This window comes from Cupriavidus sp. KK10, assembly GCF_018223725.1.
Classification (GTDB): Bacteria; Pseudomonadota; Gammaproteobacteria; order Burkholderiales; family Burkholderiaceae; genus Cupriavidus; species Cupriavidus necator.
Map to the genome: position 1 here is coordinate 14,376 of NZ_CP073677.1, position 14,727 is coordinate 29,102.

Consider the following 14,727-nt stretch of genomic DNA (forward strand, 5'->3'; position numbering starts at 1 on the left):
AAGAACTCGCGGCTGGAGACGCAAGCACGAAGCTCAGACGAGCCCCGACCAAGGCACCGAAGGACGCCGCCCGCCTCAAGTCACGGCGCTCACGTAGGCCTCGAACGCGCTGGCCTCCACCGGCGGACAGAAGTAGTGGCCTTGCCCGTAGTCGCAGCCGGCAGCCACCAGGATGTCGCGCTGCGACTCGGTCTCGACGCCCTCGGCAATCACGCGGATGCGCAGCGCATGCGCCATGCTGATGATGGCGCGGCACAAGGCCACGTCGTCCGGGCCCCGCGTCAGCGAGCGGACGAAGGACTGGTCGATCTTGATGTAGTCAATGTCCAGGCGCCGCAGGTACGACAAGGACGAGTAGCCAGTGCCGAAGTCGTCGAGCGCGATCTCGATGCCGGCCGCCTGGAAGCGGGAGAGCTGGTCCATGACATCGGCGTTCTGCTCCATCAGCGAGCCTTCGGTGATCTCGATGACGAGGCTGCCCACCGGCACGTTCCTGCGCTCGATCATGCTGGACCAGGACTCGGGCCCGCTCGCAGGCGCGCAGAACTCCACTGGTGATTTGTTGACCGAGATCTGGAAGCCCTTGCCCAGCAGCACCTGCCAGCGCGCAAGCTGGTCCAGCGCTTCGGTCAGCACCCAGCGGCCGATGTCGATGATGAGGCCGGATTCCTCCGCAACGGCAATGAAATCGGCCGGGTGGATCGGCCCGCGCGCCGGATGGTCCCAGCGGATCAGGGCCTCGGCCTTGCAGACCTTGCCCGTGCGCAGATCGACAATGGGCTGGTAGTGCAGCGCGAACTGGCCGGACGCCAGCGCCGTGCGCAGGTCCTGCGTGATGCGCAGGCGCTCCCTCTCCGCCTGCAGCAGCGCCTGGGTGAAGACCTTCCAGCGATTGCGGCCCTCCTCCTTGGCGGCAAACATCGCTTGGTCGGCGCACACCAGCAGGTCCTCGGCGTTGTCGGCGTCCTTGGGGTAGGTCGCCACGCCGATGCTGGCCGACACCACCACCAGCTCGCCGGCCAGGTGGTAAGGCGCGGCAATCCGCTCCAGGATGGCCTCGGCAATGCCCCCGGCAACGCCGGCATCGCCCACAGCGGACAGGATCACGGTGAACTCGTCGCCGGCCAGCCGCGCCACGGTATCCGACGCGCGCACCGATGCCGCAATACGCCGCGCCGCCTCCAGCAGCAACAGGTCGCCCTGGTCGTGGCCGAGGGTATCGTTCACCTCCTTGAAGCGATCCAGGTCGATGAACAGCAGCGCCAGCACATCCTGCGTGCCGCGCGAACGCTCGATCTCCTGCCTCAGCCGGTCGAAGAACAGGCGGCGGTTGGGCAGATCCGTGAGCGCATCGAAATTCGCCTGGTGCCGGATGACTTCCTCCGCCTGGCGTTTCTCGGTCATGTCATGGATCAGCGCAACGCGGCGGCGCTCGCCATACGCGTGGGCCAGGTAGGTATCCACGGTCAGGTAGGCGGGAAACTCGCTGCCGTCCTTGCGGCGGATCGAGAATTCGCCGCTCCATCTGCCCTTGGCTGCCACGGTGGCCCGCAGGCGCTCGACCAGCCCTGCCACATTGCCTGCCCCGCTGACGATATAGCCCGGGCGGCCCTTGACCTCCTTGGCTGTATAGCCGGTGGCGGCGGCAAAGGCCGGATTCACGTCGATGATGGTGCCATCGAGCGACGTCACCACCATGGCCTCGCTGCTGGACGAATAGACCAGCGAAGCCAGCCGCATCTCCTCCATATGGCGCTGTCGCTCCCCCATGGAGCGGCGCAGGCTGTAGTACAACAGGCCAAGCAGCAGCGTGGAAGCAATGGCACCGGCCAGGGCAACGCGGCGATAGACCTCGTAGGGCGCCAGCACCAGGCCGACCGACTCGCCCACCACGAAATTGAGCCCGAACTCCGGCAAACGGTAATAGCCGAAGACCCGCTCCACGCCTTCGGAGCCCGACACCGCCCGATAACTACCAGACTGGGGCGACCCGCTGGCGAGGTACGGCCTGTTGCTGACCGCCCTGGCCAGCGTGCCCTCCATGGCCGGCACGCGCGCAAGGACCTGGCCGGAAGTCTTGATGACCGACGCCACTTCGCCATCGCGGTTTGTGAACGACTGCGCAAAGCTGGCGAACTGCTCCGGACTGACCGAGACCACGATGACCCCGTCGAAGCTGCCCGCGCGCAGGATGGGGCGCGTGAACTGGATCGACCATTTGCGCGAGACCTTGCCCTTCACCGGGTCGCTGATGAACAGCATGTCGCGCCCGCCCGCGTTCTGATGGACCCGGAAATGCTCGCGCCCGCTCAGGTCGACCTTCTGGCCGGGCGCGGGCGGGGCGATGGACGAGTAGATGAGCAGGCCATGCTTGTCGATCACCGACACCTGGAACGACAGGTCCACCACCAAGTTCTCCCGCTCACGCACCATGTCGATGAATCCCGGCTGGCCGACCAGCCAACTGGCCCGCAGGTCGAGGAGGAACTCGGACAGCCGCAGGATGCTGGATCTCGAGTACGCGCCGAACGCCTGGGCCTGCGCCTGGGTACGCTCCGCGGCGTCGTGCAGCAAGCGGTCCCGCTCGCTCACGAGCTGAAACGCCGCGAACGCCCATGTTGCAATCAGCCACGCCGCCGCCGCCAGGTTCAACGGGGAAAAGACCTGGTGCAGGCGCTGCAGCGCCTTGCCATATCGGGTGGTCGAGCGTTCTGGCATCAAATGGGTATCGCAGCGCAGCGAAGAATCGACATCGATAGCAGGCTAGTCGAGGTCAGCGAACCCGACAAGCAGCAGCACTCCAGTCCCGTGCTCACCGCGCGGAGCCGGGCCGGCGTGTGCCGAAAGCGGCACGTCGTGATCATGCCCCGCTCGACTCGTGGGCACGTGGGCGACTATGTGCCATTCTGGCCTGATTGACGCCCCCCAAAAGGGGGCTAAGGCATTTTCGCCACAGACATTTCGGCGCCGCTGTCGGAGCCAGGGCGCATACGGCGATAGCCTGATGTCGCTGGCAGACGTGTTGCGCCAGAGGCTCGCTGGACCGCACGCGGCGCAAGTGGTCGAACTGTCGGAACTGGCGATTGCCGGCGCGGAAAAAAGTCTCGAGCAGATTGACGATTCCGGCGGCGGGGTGATGCCTGCCATCCTCGCGCTGGCGTCTGTCCATCTCGACGCATGCAAACAGACCGGCCCCGATCCGATGAAGCTCGCGGAGCGACTCTTCCGGCTGCAGGCAGAGGGAGGATGGGACACCTTCTAGGATGTCCTGCCAGCGTATGCAGAACCTCTGGGCGAGAGCGGGTTGCGTCGCTATCGTCAACTGGCTATCAGCAGCTACTGCCCGTCGCTGTAGATAGCGGTGCACGCAACGCGCGCTATGACGAAGCACTTGAAATCGTACGCGCTATCGGCAGTCTGCGGATAAAGCTGAGGGAGCGAGCGGAATTCAGCCGCGAGCTGGAGCGCGAGACCTATCGCGCAAAACGCAACTTCAACAAGTTGCTCGCCACATTGTCTTGAGGGCCGGGCTGCGCAGGAGTCAATACTCCCTCAACACCCATCCACTAATAGCCGCGAAGTACTCACGGAGCCAGGCGTTATACCGAAGGTAGAGTGGTGTTCCAGCCCCGGCTCCGGCGACCTCCCCGAATCCTGCCTTCCGGGCAATCCGCACCGCCCGCTGTACATGGAAATCGCTGGTCACCACCACAATGGGATCGGTGGCGGCGACGCCCTGCTCTTCAAGCAAGTGCCGGCTGAACATCAGGTTCTCCTCCGTGCTGGTACTGCGCCCTTCCCGGATGACCCTGTCTGCTGCGACACCGCGGGCGATCAGATACTCAGCCATGATGTCCGCTTCCCGGCACCGCAGCCCGAAATCCTGCCCGCCACTGACCGCGACCTTCGCCTGCGGCCACTGCTGAGCGTGCTTCAAGCCCTGATCCAGCCGCGCAACCAGCGTTGGCGAGGCGACGCAGTTTGGTGTGCCGGAGCCGAGGATGATGATGGCTTTTACGGGGGAGTTTCCTGGGATGGCGACTTCGGTGTTGTGGTGGATGTTGTAGAAGAAGACGGCCACTGTCGCCAGCCATAGGGCGAACGCGATCCATGCTGCTTGCCATAGTTGCTGGCGCCTGTGGCTGGCTGCTCGCCAGTGGGCTACGAGGGGCCACTGCCATGCAAGGAGCAGGAATGACGCGCCGATGCAACCTGGCAGGACGATGCCGAAGTTGAACAGGCCTATGGTCATTAAGGCGATGGCGTCGGCGAGAAGGACGGCGCCGAATAGCGCCAGGGCGATGCGGCGCCAGCGCGCGCTTGTGTTCATTTCCTGCATTGCAGTCATTGAGTCGTTGGGAGAGCGCCGTGACGCGAAGCGATGCATGTGCTGACCTCGCGCGGCGACCAGCAACATGCGGCGCAAATTGTACCGGCGTCCGTGTGCGGAAGAAGGGCAACTTTAAGGATTGCCTTAGGGACGCGCGCACAAGAGTTCGATACATCTTGGTACTTGCCAGAGCTGTGCGTGGCGTCGGACTGGAGACCATGATGAGGCATTTCATCGCGATCGGAGTACTGTTTTTCACAGCTACGTCGGCCAATGCATGCCGACCGCCCTACCTGGAGTTCAGCACTGTATTCGAGCCCGGCTCAGCCACGCTATCCGGTGCGGAGGTGAAGCGCCTTGCCGACTGGCGCATCAATTCCCGTCGGGCCTTTCCGGCCGGGTACACCGTCTACATGTACCTGCGTCAGAACGAAATCCTCGGTATTCCACGCCAGCTTGCCGAAGCGCGGCGCGTTCAATGACAGGCTTACTTGAACACCTCGGAATCAACAAGAAGGACATCGAGAGGCCAGAGGTACGTTCCACCGCGAGTGGGCATGTCGCTTCTGAAGTGGAGGGAAGGTTCTTCAATGAAGCAGGCATCTCAATCAACCCCCGTTGCCCGCACGTCTGCTGTGAGAGCTAAGGCTATGCAAAGGACTCTGACCTCGCGTTCACGCATCAAGTGGGTGGCGTGCGGCGTGCTTCTAGCGGTAACGGCAATCATCGCGATTGACGCCTGGCAGGCATGGAATTCACCCCAGCACTATCCATTTGGTGCAGAGGGGCCGGTGGCAAATCTCTGGGCGTACCAGACGCAGCGACACTACCTGATTGCAGCAGGACTTGCGCTAGCTGCCTGCTGCCTCGCGATAATGGGAATCTGGTTGCGCTACGCGTCGAGACGGCTTCGTTGGCTATGTGTTGCACCACTTCTCGCCATGGCGATGCTTACGGTCTATGAGTGGCTCATCGCGTTCGACTGAAAACTCCGACCACCGCATATATCACCAAGTAGAGCGAAGCCGTGCCTGCATGGAGTGAGCCCCAGCAATTGGATCCCACATAGGCTTCGCATTGAGTTCATTCCAACCCCACCGAAGCATGGCCCGAGGAGGGTTGGCACAAGCCAGGCCGATCACTACCATTGGCCGCCGGGTCACCGCCCTTCCCATGTTCTCGGATAACGCACCCGTCGCGTTCGCAGGTGCATCCGCCCCTAAAGTTTCCGCAATCGCTGCCGATACTGGTGTGGCGTGCCATTGCGCCTGTCGTTGGACATGGCCGGGCGCTTCAGGAAACACAGGTCGATGCACAACGAGAATAAGACAACGGTCGGCGCGTCACGACGCGCAATAGGGAAGGCAGCGAGGCCTGCTGCAAGCGGCGTGTGGCGATGGACCAGCCTTGCGGTTGCATGTTCGATGGTCACCGGATGTGCCACCGCTCCAGGCGCGTATCTGAAGGAAACGTTCGCCAGTGACGATCCTTGCTCAAACAATGCCCGCAATATCGGGATCGCAGCGGGTGTCATCGCCGGCGCGGTCCTGGGCAATGTCGTGTCTAGCAACAAGAAGGTCGGTACGCTGCTCGGCGCGGGTGTGGGTGCGGCGCTTGGCGGGCTGATCGGGGCGGACATGGACCGCCGCCGTTGCGAGTTGTCGCGCATTGCAAAGAAGCACGGGTTGGATGTCACTGTGGTCGACATCGCCGCGGACGGCAGTGCGTTGGCGCCTGCAACACGCGACCGCGAACAGGGCGGCCTCGGCATGTCTGTGTCGGTACGAGACGCTGGCACTGGCGGCAGTTCTCAGTTTGCTTCCGGATCCAGCGTGTTGGCGCCGGACGCCCGTGTCGCCTTCACGGAGATCGCCCAGCAGTACGCTTATGCGGCGCAGGCCAGGATGCTTGGCCCGAAATCCACGACACAAGAACGGCAGGCCGTTGAGGCACTGAAGTCGCGGCGCATCCTGCTGATCGGGCATACCGACGATACAGGCAGCTCCAGGCTGAACGCAGAGCTGTCGGAGCAGCGTGCGCGTGCCGTCGCTGCACTGTTCCGCGATGCGGGCGTGACGGAGTCGCAGCTCTACTATCAGGGCGCGGGTGAAACGATGCCGCTGGCGGACAACCGCGACGAGACGGGGCGGGCGAAGAATCGTCGTGTCGAGATCGTGGATGTGACCGACGAATCGGCCTTTGCAAAGTATCTTGCCGCTCGCAGACCCAACGTGGCGTTCTATCGCGAGTCTGCCGCTGACAGGACGCAATCCGGCAGGGACAGCGGTGAGGCGAATGGCGCCGCGCAGAAGAAATCGGCAACGACCGCCCGTGCCGGTGACCGGCCTAAAACACAGTCGCCCGTGCGTACCGCTTCCGCAGCGTCGCCGCGCCAAGGCGACGCGCGCAGCGATGCAGTGAAGGTACCGGCTGGCGACCGACCAGTCACGTCCGCTTCCGCTACTGCCTCGCCTGCCCCGGCGCAGAAGCAAGGCCCCGTGACACAGACACGTATCGTCAGCGCCCCGTCGATCGACTTCGGTGGCACGCCTTCCGGGCGCAGCGTGATGGTGCCAGATCTCGGCAAGCTTGATCGGCCCACTGGCTTTGCCTTGATCTCGTCCGCTGTAGCGGACACGCCGCTGGCCCGTTGCGACCAGGACCGGCCGCGTGAGGCGCGTGCCGTGAAATCGCTAAGCGACGACAAGGCCTATCGGACAGCCGATTACATGCCTGGCCTGTACAACACAATCTGGACCGATACCGTCAACGGCCATCTCGTGGCACTGAAAGGTGTAGCGGTGTTGCGCGATGGCGGTGCGCCGGCGCGCAGCCCTGAAGTGCTTGTATATCGCGACTACCACGATGCCGGGCAAGTCGCCGACTTGCGCACCGAGGCACAGGTGAATACCTATCGTGGCGACAAGGGCCTGCTCTACCGCGTCTTTGTCAACAAGGCGCCGCTGCAATGCCTCGATATCGTGATCCCGCACGCCACGCCGGACCAGGCGCGGGGGTCGTGGCTGCGCTACGACAAGGACGGCAATAGCTACTCTGCTGCATTCAGCCCGCGGATGGCAGGCGGCGGCAAGATCTGATCAACAACGAGAAAAGAATAATACGATGAGTCACTGGATCAACGAGAACCTTGCGGCGCTGAATTCTGCGCTCGCGCTTGCCGTGTTGCTGATTGTGTATCTCGGCAACAAGTTTCGGATCGACTTTGCATTGATGAACCTTTGGTACAGCTTGCCGTTGATCGGCAAGATCGCACGGCTGTCCCGCGACACCACACGCTTTGCCAAAGACAAGTCCTGGACGTTGTCCGAGCGCACGCTGTGCGATGACTACAAGCAGTTCATCCATTTCACCACTGAGGACGAGTTCAACAAGCGGCTAACCTATCTATCCAAGGCGCACGACCTGGGGCGCTCGCCGACGCCAGGATGGATGATGGGTCTGCTTTGCGTGCTGGTGCTTGCCGAAGGCCTGGGCTTCTCATACATGCTGGGCACGTGGATGGCAGGCGAAGGCGGCAGCGAAAACGCGCGCCAGTTGCTGATGTGGGCAATCGTGTTCGTACTGTGCGTCATCTTCGTGTTCGTGATGCACAGTGCCGGCCACCAGCTCTATCGCAGCAACCTGATCGCCAAGGCGGACTCGGAGTGGCGCGGCGAGGGGCAGCCGGGCAAGTTTGCCAGCCACAACATCAAGCTGAATGACCCGCAAGACAAGGATGACGCTGAGCCCGAGTACAAGCAAAGCGTGAATCGTGTCGGAACCAGCCGCAGCTATTTCATGGTGGGGGTGGCGGTGGTCATTATCGTGTTTGTGTCGATCGTTTCGACAGTGATGCGCGTCAAGCACCTGGAGACGGAGCGTACTGCACAAACCGCGTTGGTTGCGGAAGGGCCAGGTGCCGGCAATCCGTTTGACAAGCTTGGCCAGGCGCTGCCCGCGGAGCTTGCCCAGGAGCAACAGAAGGCAGACGACAAGGCCAAGGCCGACGGCCACGCCGCCTATGCCGATGAAGGCCTCGCGGCCTTCCTGATGCTGGCCTTCATCTTTGCCATCACGCAGCTGGTCGGTATTGCCGGCGGCTACAAGTGGGGGTTCGCCGGGAAGGAAAGCAAGGCCGCTTATCGCGGTACGCGTGGGTTCTCTACCTATGACGACTACCTGGCCTTCTTTACGCCGCTGATGCAGGTGGCTCAGTCGAAGCTGCAGACCCTGCAGCAAAAGATGAGCGAACGGCGCGCCAATGACGGGCTCCGGCTGGAACACGCCTTTGACGACTACCTGATGGAGGCGAGGGAGTCGCGCACGCGCGTAGCGGCTGCCCGCAATGTTTCGCAGGCAGACATCGCCGCGGCTGTGGAGAGCCTGCCCGCGACCGACACCGCGAGCGTGCTTGCACGTATCGATGCGATGACGGCTGCCGGCCGAAAGGCGGATGCCGTTGCACTGCTGCAGAGCCTGCCGGACAGTGTGCGCAATGACGTCACGGCGCAGCTTGCCGAGCGCAAGGCAGCGCAGGAAGCAGCGCGGCTTGCCGCGGAACAAGCCCGCAAGGCCGAGGAAGAACAGGACAAGGAGGCTGAACGTGCGCGCCTGGAAGCCCTGCTCTGATATGGCAAGTACGCCTGCCGGCCGGCCCGTGTCAGACTGGCGAGCCGCCGGTTTCGGCAAGCGCTGCGCAGCGTGGTTGGCTGTGGCCACCACAATGCTCTGCGGGCCCGCGTTCGCCGCACCGGAAATACCCAGCTGCTACGTCGCCAATCAGCTCGGCTCGCCGACAGCGGCGCAGCGCGCGCTGTTTCTGATGATCGACCAGACCACGGTGCTGGACGACAAACTGGTTTCGGAGCTGGGCCGGCATCTGCAGGGCTTGCTGCGGCCGGGCACAACATTCCGCGTATACAGCTTCTCGGCCTATGCACAAGGGCGCTACTTGCAGCAGCGGGCCGCCGGAACGCTGGAGGCACCGCTGGTCGACCAGTCGCTGCGCGATGCCACTGCGGTCAAGACGCTGAAGAACTTCGATGCATGCCTGAAGTCGCAATATGCGTATGGCACGAAGCTGGTGGCTGAATCGGTGCGGGAAGCCCTTCAGGGCAGCAGCGAAGCGTTGGCCCGCTCCGACGTATTGGCAAGCATTGCTGCTGTATCCCAGGCGGTACGAGATACAGCAGCGCAGCAGAAGACGGTGCTAATCGTGTCGGACATGCTGGAGAACTCGTCGATCTCGAGTTTCTATAGCCAGGAACGTATGCGGCAGATCGACGCCGCGCAAGAGTTGCGCAAAGTCGAGAAGGCGAATGTGCGTGCTGACTTTGGTGGGGCTTCAGTCTATGTGATGGGCGCTGGGATTGTTCCGGAACCGAAGGGGGCGCGGAGTGCTGCTGCCTCGTATCGTTCGCCACAGAGCATCGAGGCCCTTAGAACGTTCTGGGATGGGTTCTTTGAGCGCAGCAATGCGAGGCTGGTTGGGTTCGGAGCGCCTGCGTTGCTTACACCAATACGTTAGTCCTCGTCCCAGGCCCGTCGTTCACGGCGGCCGCCGACAACTGGAGCGCTTCAACGCGGCAGGCGTTCTTCAAGATGTTGAACAGCGTCTCTGTTTCCCAGTGCGCCCGGTTCCAGTCGATCAGTTGGATCGCATCGTCCAGACTGGCTGCGCTGCGATTTGTCAGCATGCGCCACCCGATTGGCTTGACGCCGGCAGGCGCATCAAACTCGCGACCGTCTTGCCCTTACCTGATCGGCAGATCAACCCGTTGCACCCAGAGTTGCTGACATACGGTGCGGGGCATCCCGCACGCTGAGCGCATCTGCTCTCTCACAACCGTTCTCAACCGGCAAGGTGGGACGGCGAGACGCCCCGCTGGCCGAGGGGATGCGCTGACCCAAAGGCTGACCCGGCCTAGAGGGCCCTTTACCACTTGCCCCTTCCGGGGTGGAGCCGTAGGCACATTGCCCCTTCTGCGTGGCGTGATTGGACTTTTGAACAGTTCCATTGGCACGTTCACCTTAATCCGGCTGGGGCACCGCTACTTGCCAATAGACACCGAACGCTTGCGGCCCGGCTTCAGCGGTACCACCGGCTCCGTCGGTTCCACGAACAATTCCCCAACCGCCACGCCAAGCGCGCTAGCAAGCAGGACCAAGTTGTCGAGAGAGACATTAACGATTTCGCGCTCCACCTGACTGATGTAGGTGCGATGCAAGCCTGCGCGGCTGGCCAGAGCCTCCTGCGATACCCCCTGCTTGCCGCGTAAGGCTTTCACATTAGCAGCCAAGTGCGCCCGTATTGTGCGCTGGGCAGAATTGATGGTCTCGTCCATGGAGCGAGAGCATCACCTTAAGAATCTGATGAATCTACAGAGATAGAATCTACAGTTTATAAATCTACAGACTTTACATCTCTAAAATATGCTTCTACACTGATCTCTCGATGAGAAATGACGTCAGTGCGGTGAAGTTGCTCGTCGGCGGCGGCCGCTGCTCGGATGCATCTCGCTGCGCCAACGGATCATGCGCCGAGGCGCAGTGAGCTTTGCGACGCAGCGAGTTCGCCAAACGCTGCGCGGGCGCCCGCCATTTTTCGCGGCGACCTGCTATGGCTTCCCAAGGCGAGCTCTTCGGATGTGAATGCTTACAGTGCAGCACCTACTTGAGTGCACGGACGCGGCTTGGTGCTCCCGCGCGCGCCCGACAGGGCTCTTCCTTTTCCTCGGATTCGTGCACGGCCACGACGATTTACGCCCCTGCGGAAAAGTGCTCAACGCTAGCGCACGCCGCTAGCCGTCAACCCCGGCCCGCTCCCGCTCCGGACGGGGCCGGCGTGTGGACACCGGGCTTTGGGCGTGCGCCCAATATCGTCTCGCTCTGCCGTGGAGTGAACCTTTCAGGAGGCAACGAACATGATCCAACCTCTCATCACCGCCGAACAACGCGAGCAGCTGCTCGCAAACGGCCACGCATATGCAACCGGAAAGGCCAGGGATCCACTGCCCGTGGTGCGGCTGTTTACCCCCGATGCGCATGCGACCTGGCTACTGGCCGCGCTCGACCCGGCCGACGGTGACACCGCCTACGGTCTGTGCGACGTGGGTATCGGCATGCCCGAACTGGGCCATGTGAAGCTGTCCGACCTGGCATCCATCGTTGGGCCGCTCAAGAGGCCGATTCTTCGTGACCGGTACTTCCGGCCAACGCGGTCGTTAGGCGAGTACGCCCGGCTGGCACAGTCCAGTGGCTCGATCGTCGATTGATCGAGTGGGCAATCTGCAGAACCCCGTTGTTCGCGTCAATGCGATGCGGCATGCCGCATTTGGGGTCAGACGACCGCGGCTTGCTGGAACGCCAGCGGCGGTCAATTTCCATGTCATAGGAGCACCAGCGTAGCGGCTCATATAGGTCGCGCTTCACCTAGGAGAGAGACATGAACCCGTCAGGGAAAGGGCTGAGCCATGGACTCAAGGCGCGTCACGTCACGATGGTTTCGATTGCAGGCGTCATCGGCGCCGGACTGTTTGTAGGCTCCGGGCGAGCTATCGCCGAGGCCGGCCCGGTCGCGCTGCTGGCCTATGCCATGTCCGGGCTGCTGGTGGTGCTGGTCATGCGCATGCTGGGCGAGATGGCTGTGGCACAGCCGGATACCGGATCGTTTTCGACCTACGCGGACGGCGCCATCGGACATTGGGCCGGTTTCACGATTGGCTGGCTGTACTGGTGGTTCTGGGTCCTCGTGATCCCGATTGAAGCGACTGCGGCGGCGGCCATTCTGAGTGCCTGGTTGCCCGCCATACCCCAGTGGACGTTTGCGCTGGCGATCACGCTCGCGCTGACCGGCACCAATCTGTTCTCGGTCAGGAACTATGGTGAGTTCGAATTCTGGTTCGCGCTCATCAAGGTGGTCGCCATCGTGGCGTTCATTGCCGTAGGCGGTCTGGCGGTGCTGGGTTTGCTTCCGGGGGCTCAGGTATCGGGCGTGGCGCGGCTGGTTGACTATGGCGGGTTCATGCCGAATGGCGCACATGCTGTCATCGCTGTCGTCCTGACAACGATGTTCGCCTTCATGGGGGCGGAGATCGTCACCATTGCGGCGGCCGAAGCGGAACACCCGGCCCGGCAAATCGTGCGCGCGACGCGCTCGGTGGTGTGGCGCATTTCGCTGTTCTACCTGGGCTCGATCTTCATTGTTGTTGCACTGGTGCCGTGGAATGACCCGCTGCTCGTCACCCATGGGGCGTACCAGCGCGCGCTGGAGATCCTCGGCGTGCCGCACGCCAAGGCGATCGTCGACGTCATCGTTCTGACAGCGGTAATGAGCTGCCTGAACTCGGCGCTCTACACCGCCTCACGCATGCTGTTCTCGCTGTCGACGCGGGGCGATGCCCCGAGCGGCCTAAGCCGGACTGCTGCGTGTGGCACACCGCGCGCCGCGGTACTGGTGTCCACCGCATTCGCTTTCGTGTGCGTGCTGGCGAACTACCTTATGCCAGAACGCGTCTTCGTCTTCCTGCTGGCTACCTCTGGCGCCGTGGCGCTTCTGGTCTACCTCGTGATCGCAGTATCGCAGCTGCGCATGCGCGCAGTACTGGAACGACGCGCGGCAGAGCTGCCGCTGCGTATGTGGGGCTACCCGTGGTTGACGTGGTCGGTCGTCGTGGTGATTCTCGGTGTCCTCGCGGCGATGGTCTGGCATCCCGCCCATCGCATGGAAATTCTCGCGACAGCGATGCTGCTTGCCGGCGTGCTGGCTGGTGCCTGGCTAAATTCGCGTAACCGAAGCGCAGACGGGCAAGCACTGGCGATGGATGACCTGTGAACAGGTACGTTCGGCCCACGCGGTGGTTACGTGAGTACACAAGTCTGGCGTGGGTCAATGGCTCGAAAGTCGACTGAGCGGACCGCTGAGCGAACCGGCTCGCCCATTGTGGCGGGCCCGCCAGACCCACACGAAGCCGGGCTCTGACCGACGGTGTACATACCACTATGCAAAGAAACCTGAACATGAATCCACAACAGGAACCCCATGTGAATCCCCTGAGCGTACCGGGCGGCGTCTTGCCCGTTCCGGCACGCACGCTGGCTGCTCGCGACTACAAGACCTTGGGTCTTGCCGCCCTCGGCGGCACGCTCGAGTTCTACGACTTCGTCATCTACGTCTTCTTCGTCACGGTGCTGGGCGCGCTATTCTTCCCACCCAACATGCCTGATTGGCTGCGACAACTGCAGACGTTCGGCATTTTCGCCGCCGGCTATCTGGCACGCCCGCTGGGCGGCATCGTGATCGCCCACTTTGGTGACCGGCTTGGCCGCAAGCGCATGTTCACGCTGTCGATCTTGCTGATGGCAGCGCCCACGCTGATGATCGGCCTGCTGCCAACCTACGCCAGCATCGGCGTCGCGGCGCCACTGTTGCTGCTGGCGATGCGCGTGCTGCAGGGCGCGGCCATTGGGGGCGAGATGCCCGGTGCCTGGGTGTTTGTCGGCGAACACGTGCCGAGCCGGCACTACGGTCTCGGCATCGGGACGCTGACCTCGGGCATCACGGGCGGCATCCTCCTGGGTTCGCTCGTTGCGGTCGCCATCAATCGACACTACACGCCTGAACAGGTGAGCGATTTCGCCTGGCGCATTCCCTTCCTTCTGGGCGGCGTGTTCGGACTGGTGTCGGTGTACCTGCGCCGGTTTCTGCACGAGACCCCCGTGTTCCGCGAGCTGGCTGACCGCAGCAATCTGGCGCGCGAACTGCCGATCCGCACCGTGCTGCGCGAGCACCGCTCGGCCAGTCTGTTCGTCGCACTGCTGACCTGGGTACTTTCGACCTCCATCGTCGTGGTGGTGCTTTACACCCCAGCCTACCTGCAGAAGATCCACCACATACCCGCTGCGCTCGCGCTCGAGACCAATGCGTTCGCCACCCTCACGCTGACCATCGGCTGCGTGATTGTCGGGTGGGCATGCGACCGCATCGGCACCCGTGCCGTCATGCTGATCGGCTGGGGCGGACTTCTCATGACCGCCTACCTCTTTTACGGCAGCGTGCCCGGCACGCCTGGCACGCTGTTCTGGCACTACGGACTGCTGGGTCTGTTCGTCGGCACCATCGCCACCGTGCCGATTGCCGGCGTGCGCGCCTTTCCGGCACCAGTGCGGTTCACCGGTCTCTCGTTCGCCTACAACATGTCTTACGCAGTTTTTGGCGGCCTCACGCCGATGATTCTCACGCTGTGGCTGCAGCACGACGCAATGGCGCCGGCTCACTATGTGGCAGTGCTGGCCGCTGTCGGATTCTTGCTTGCGTTCTGGCCCCTCGCCAGGTGCGGCCATGCCATGCGCAATGGCGTGGCCAGCACGGCTGGCCACGTCAGTCGATAACGAAGGAG

General features: G+C 63.0%; 11 protein-coding genes and 1 pseudogene. 8 read left to right on the plus strand and 4 right to left on the minus strand.

What is annotated here, in order from left to right:
• Positions 1–75: 75 nt before the first annotated feature.
• Positions 76–2,718, minus strand: coding sequence for an EAL domain-containing protein (locus tag KB879_RS00055; protein WP_211980485.1), 2,643 nt, complete (start codon positions 2,716–2,718; stop codon positions 76–78).
• Positions 2,719–3,004: 286 nt separating this feature from the next.
• Between KB879_RS00055 and KB879_RS00060 the strand changes: the two genes are divergently transcribed.
• Positions 3,005–3,262 carry a hypothetical protein gene (locus KB879_RS00060; RefSeq protein ID WP_371827382.1) on the plus strand — a complete coding sequence of 86 codons (258 nt, stop codon included), beginning with the start codon at positions 3,005–3,007 and terminating at the stop codon, positions 3,260–3,262.
• Between the two features lie 279 nt (positions 3,263–3,541).
• On the opposite strand, the gene KB879_RS00065 is transcribed toward KB879_RS00060, so the two are convergent.
• Positions 3,542–4,330, minus strand: coding sequence for an ElyC/SanA/YdcF family protein (locus KB879_RS00065; RefSeq protein WP_035817984.1), 789 nt, complete (start codon positions 4,328–4,330; stop codon positions 3,542–3,544).
• Positions 4,331–4,548: 218 nt separating this feature from the next.
• On the opposite strand from KB879_RS00065, the gene KB879_RS00070 reads away from it, so the two are divergent.
• From KB879_RS00070 to KB879_RS00085, 4 genes are all read left to right on the plus strand, one after another.
• Complete coding sequence (locus tag KB879_RS00070; protein WP_211980486.1) at positions 4,549–4,812, plus strand: hypothetical protein; 264 nt, start codon at positions 4,549–4,551, stop codon at positions 4,810–4,812.
• Positions 4,813–5,640: 828 nt separating this feature from the next.
• Positions 5,641–7,428, plus strand: coding sequence for an OmpA family protein (locus KB879_RS00075; protein ID WP_211980487.1), 1,788 nt, complete (start codon positions 5,641–5,643; stop codon positions 7,426–7,428).
• Between the two features lie 25 nt (positions 7,429–7,453).
• A complete protein-coding gene (locus KB879_RS00080) occupies positions 7,454–8,959 on the plus strand; it encodes a hypothetical protein (RefSeq protein WP_211980488.1) in 1,506 nt (501 codons plus the stop codon).
• Positions 8,934–9,857: a hypothetical protein gene (locus KB879_RS00085; protein ID WP_249221226.1), complete on the plus strand. Its 924-nt coding sequence runs from the start codon at positions 8,934–8,936 to the stop codon at positions 9,855–9,857. Before KB879_RS00080 ends, KB879_RS00085 begins: the two co-directional genes overlap by 26 nt.
• A 31-nt stretch (positions 9,858–9,888) precedes the next feature.
• On the opposite strand, the pseudogene KB879_RS39190 reads toward KB879_RS00085, so the two are convergent.
• Positions 9,889–10,137, minus strand: a pseudogene (locus tag KB879_RS39190) (IS4 family transposase); the annotation flags it as partial.
• A gap of 243 nt (positions 10,138–10,380) precedes the next feature.
• Positions 10,381–10,674, minus strand: coding sequence for a helix-turn-helix domain-containing protein (locus KB879_RS00095; protein ID WP_211980490.1), 294 nt, complete (start codon positions 10,672–10,674; stop codon positions 10,381–10,383).
• Between the two features lie 579 nt (positions 10,675–11,253).
• On the opposite strand from KB879_RS00095, the gene KB879_RS00100 reads away from it, so the two are divergent.
• From KB879_RS00100 to KB879_RS00110, 3 genes are all read left to right on the plus strand, one after another.
• Positions 11,254–11,604: a DUF2958 domain-containing protein gene (locus KB879_RS00100; RefSeq protein WP_013955135.1), complete on the plus strand. Its 351-nt coding sequence runs from the start codon at positions 11,254–11,256 to the stop codon at positions 11,602–11,604.
• Between the two features lie 170 nt (positions 11,605–11,774).
• Positions 11,775–13,163: a GABA permease gene (gabP, locus tag KB879_RS00105; RefSeq protein ID WP_211980491.1), complete on the plus strand. Its 1,389-nt coding sequence runs from the start codon at positions 11,775–11,777 to the stop codon at positions 13,161–13,163.
• A 185-nt stretch (positions 13,164–13,348) separates the two neighbouring features.
• Complete coding sequence (locus KB879_RS00110) at positions 13,349–14,719, plus strand: MFS transporter (RefSeq protein ID WP_211980492.1); 1,371 nt, start codon at positions 13,349–13,351, stop codon at positions 14,717–14,719.
• Positions 14,720–14,727: the final 8 nt, after the last annotated feature.

What these genes read in the sequence shown, in the direction of transcription:
- KB879_RS00055 (WP_211980485.1), bottom strand. Translation starts at nt 2,718, where the DNA reads ATGCCAGAACGCTCGACCACCCGATATGGCAAGGCGCTGCAGCGCCTG.
- KB879_RS00060 (WP_371827382.1), top strand. Translation starts at nt 3,005, where the DNA reads ATGTCGCTGGCAGACGTGTTGCGCCAGAGGCTCGCTGGACCGCACGCG.
- KB879_RS00065 (WP_035817984.1), bottom strand. Translation starts at nt 4,330, where the DNA reads ATGAACACAAGCGCGCGCTGGCGCCGCATCGCCCTGGCGCTATTCGGC.
- KB879_RS00070 (WP_211980486.1), top strand. Translation starts at nt 4,549, where the DNA reads ATGATGAGGCATTTCATCGCGATCGGAGTACTGTTTTTCACAGCTACG.
- KB879_RS00075 (WP_211980487.1), top strand. Translation starts at nt 5,641, where the DNA reads ATGCACAACGAGAATAAGACAACGGTCGGCGCGTCACGACGCGCAATA.
- KB879_RS00080 (WP_211980488.1), top strand. Translation starts at nt 7,454, where the DNA reads ATGAGTCACTGGATCAACGAGAACCTTGCGGCGCTGAATTCTGCGCTC.
- KB879_RS00095 (WP_211980490.1), bottom strand. Translation starts at nt 10,674, where the DNA reads ATGGACGAGACCATCAATTCTGCCCAGCGCACAATACGGGCGCACTTG.
- KB879_RS00100 (WP_013955135.1), top strand. Translation starts at nt 11,254, where the DNA reads ATGATCCAACCTCTCATCACCGCCGAACAACGCGAGCAGCTGCTCGCA.
- gabP (WP_211980491.1), top strand. Translation starts at nt 11,775, where the DNA reads ATGAACCCGTCAGGGAAAGGGCTGAGCCATGGACTCAAGGCGCGTCAC.
- KB879_RS00110 (WP_211980492.1), top strand. Translation starts at nt 13,349, where the DNA reads ATGAATCCACAACAGGAACCCCATGTGAATCCCCTGAGCGTACCGGGC.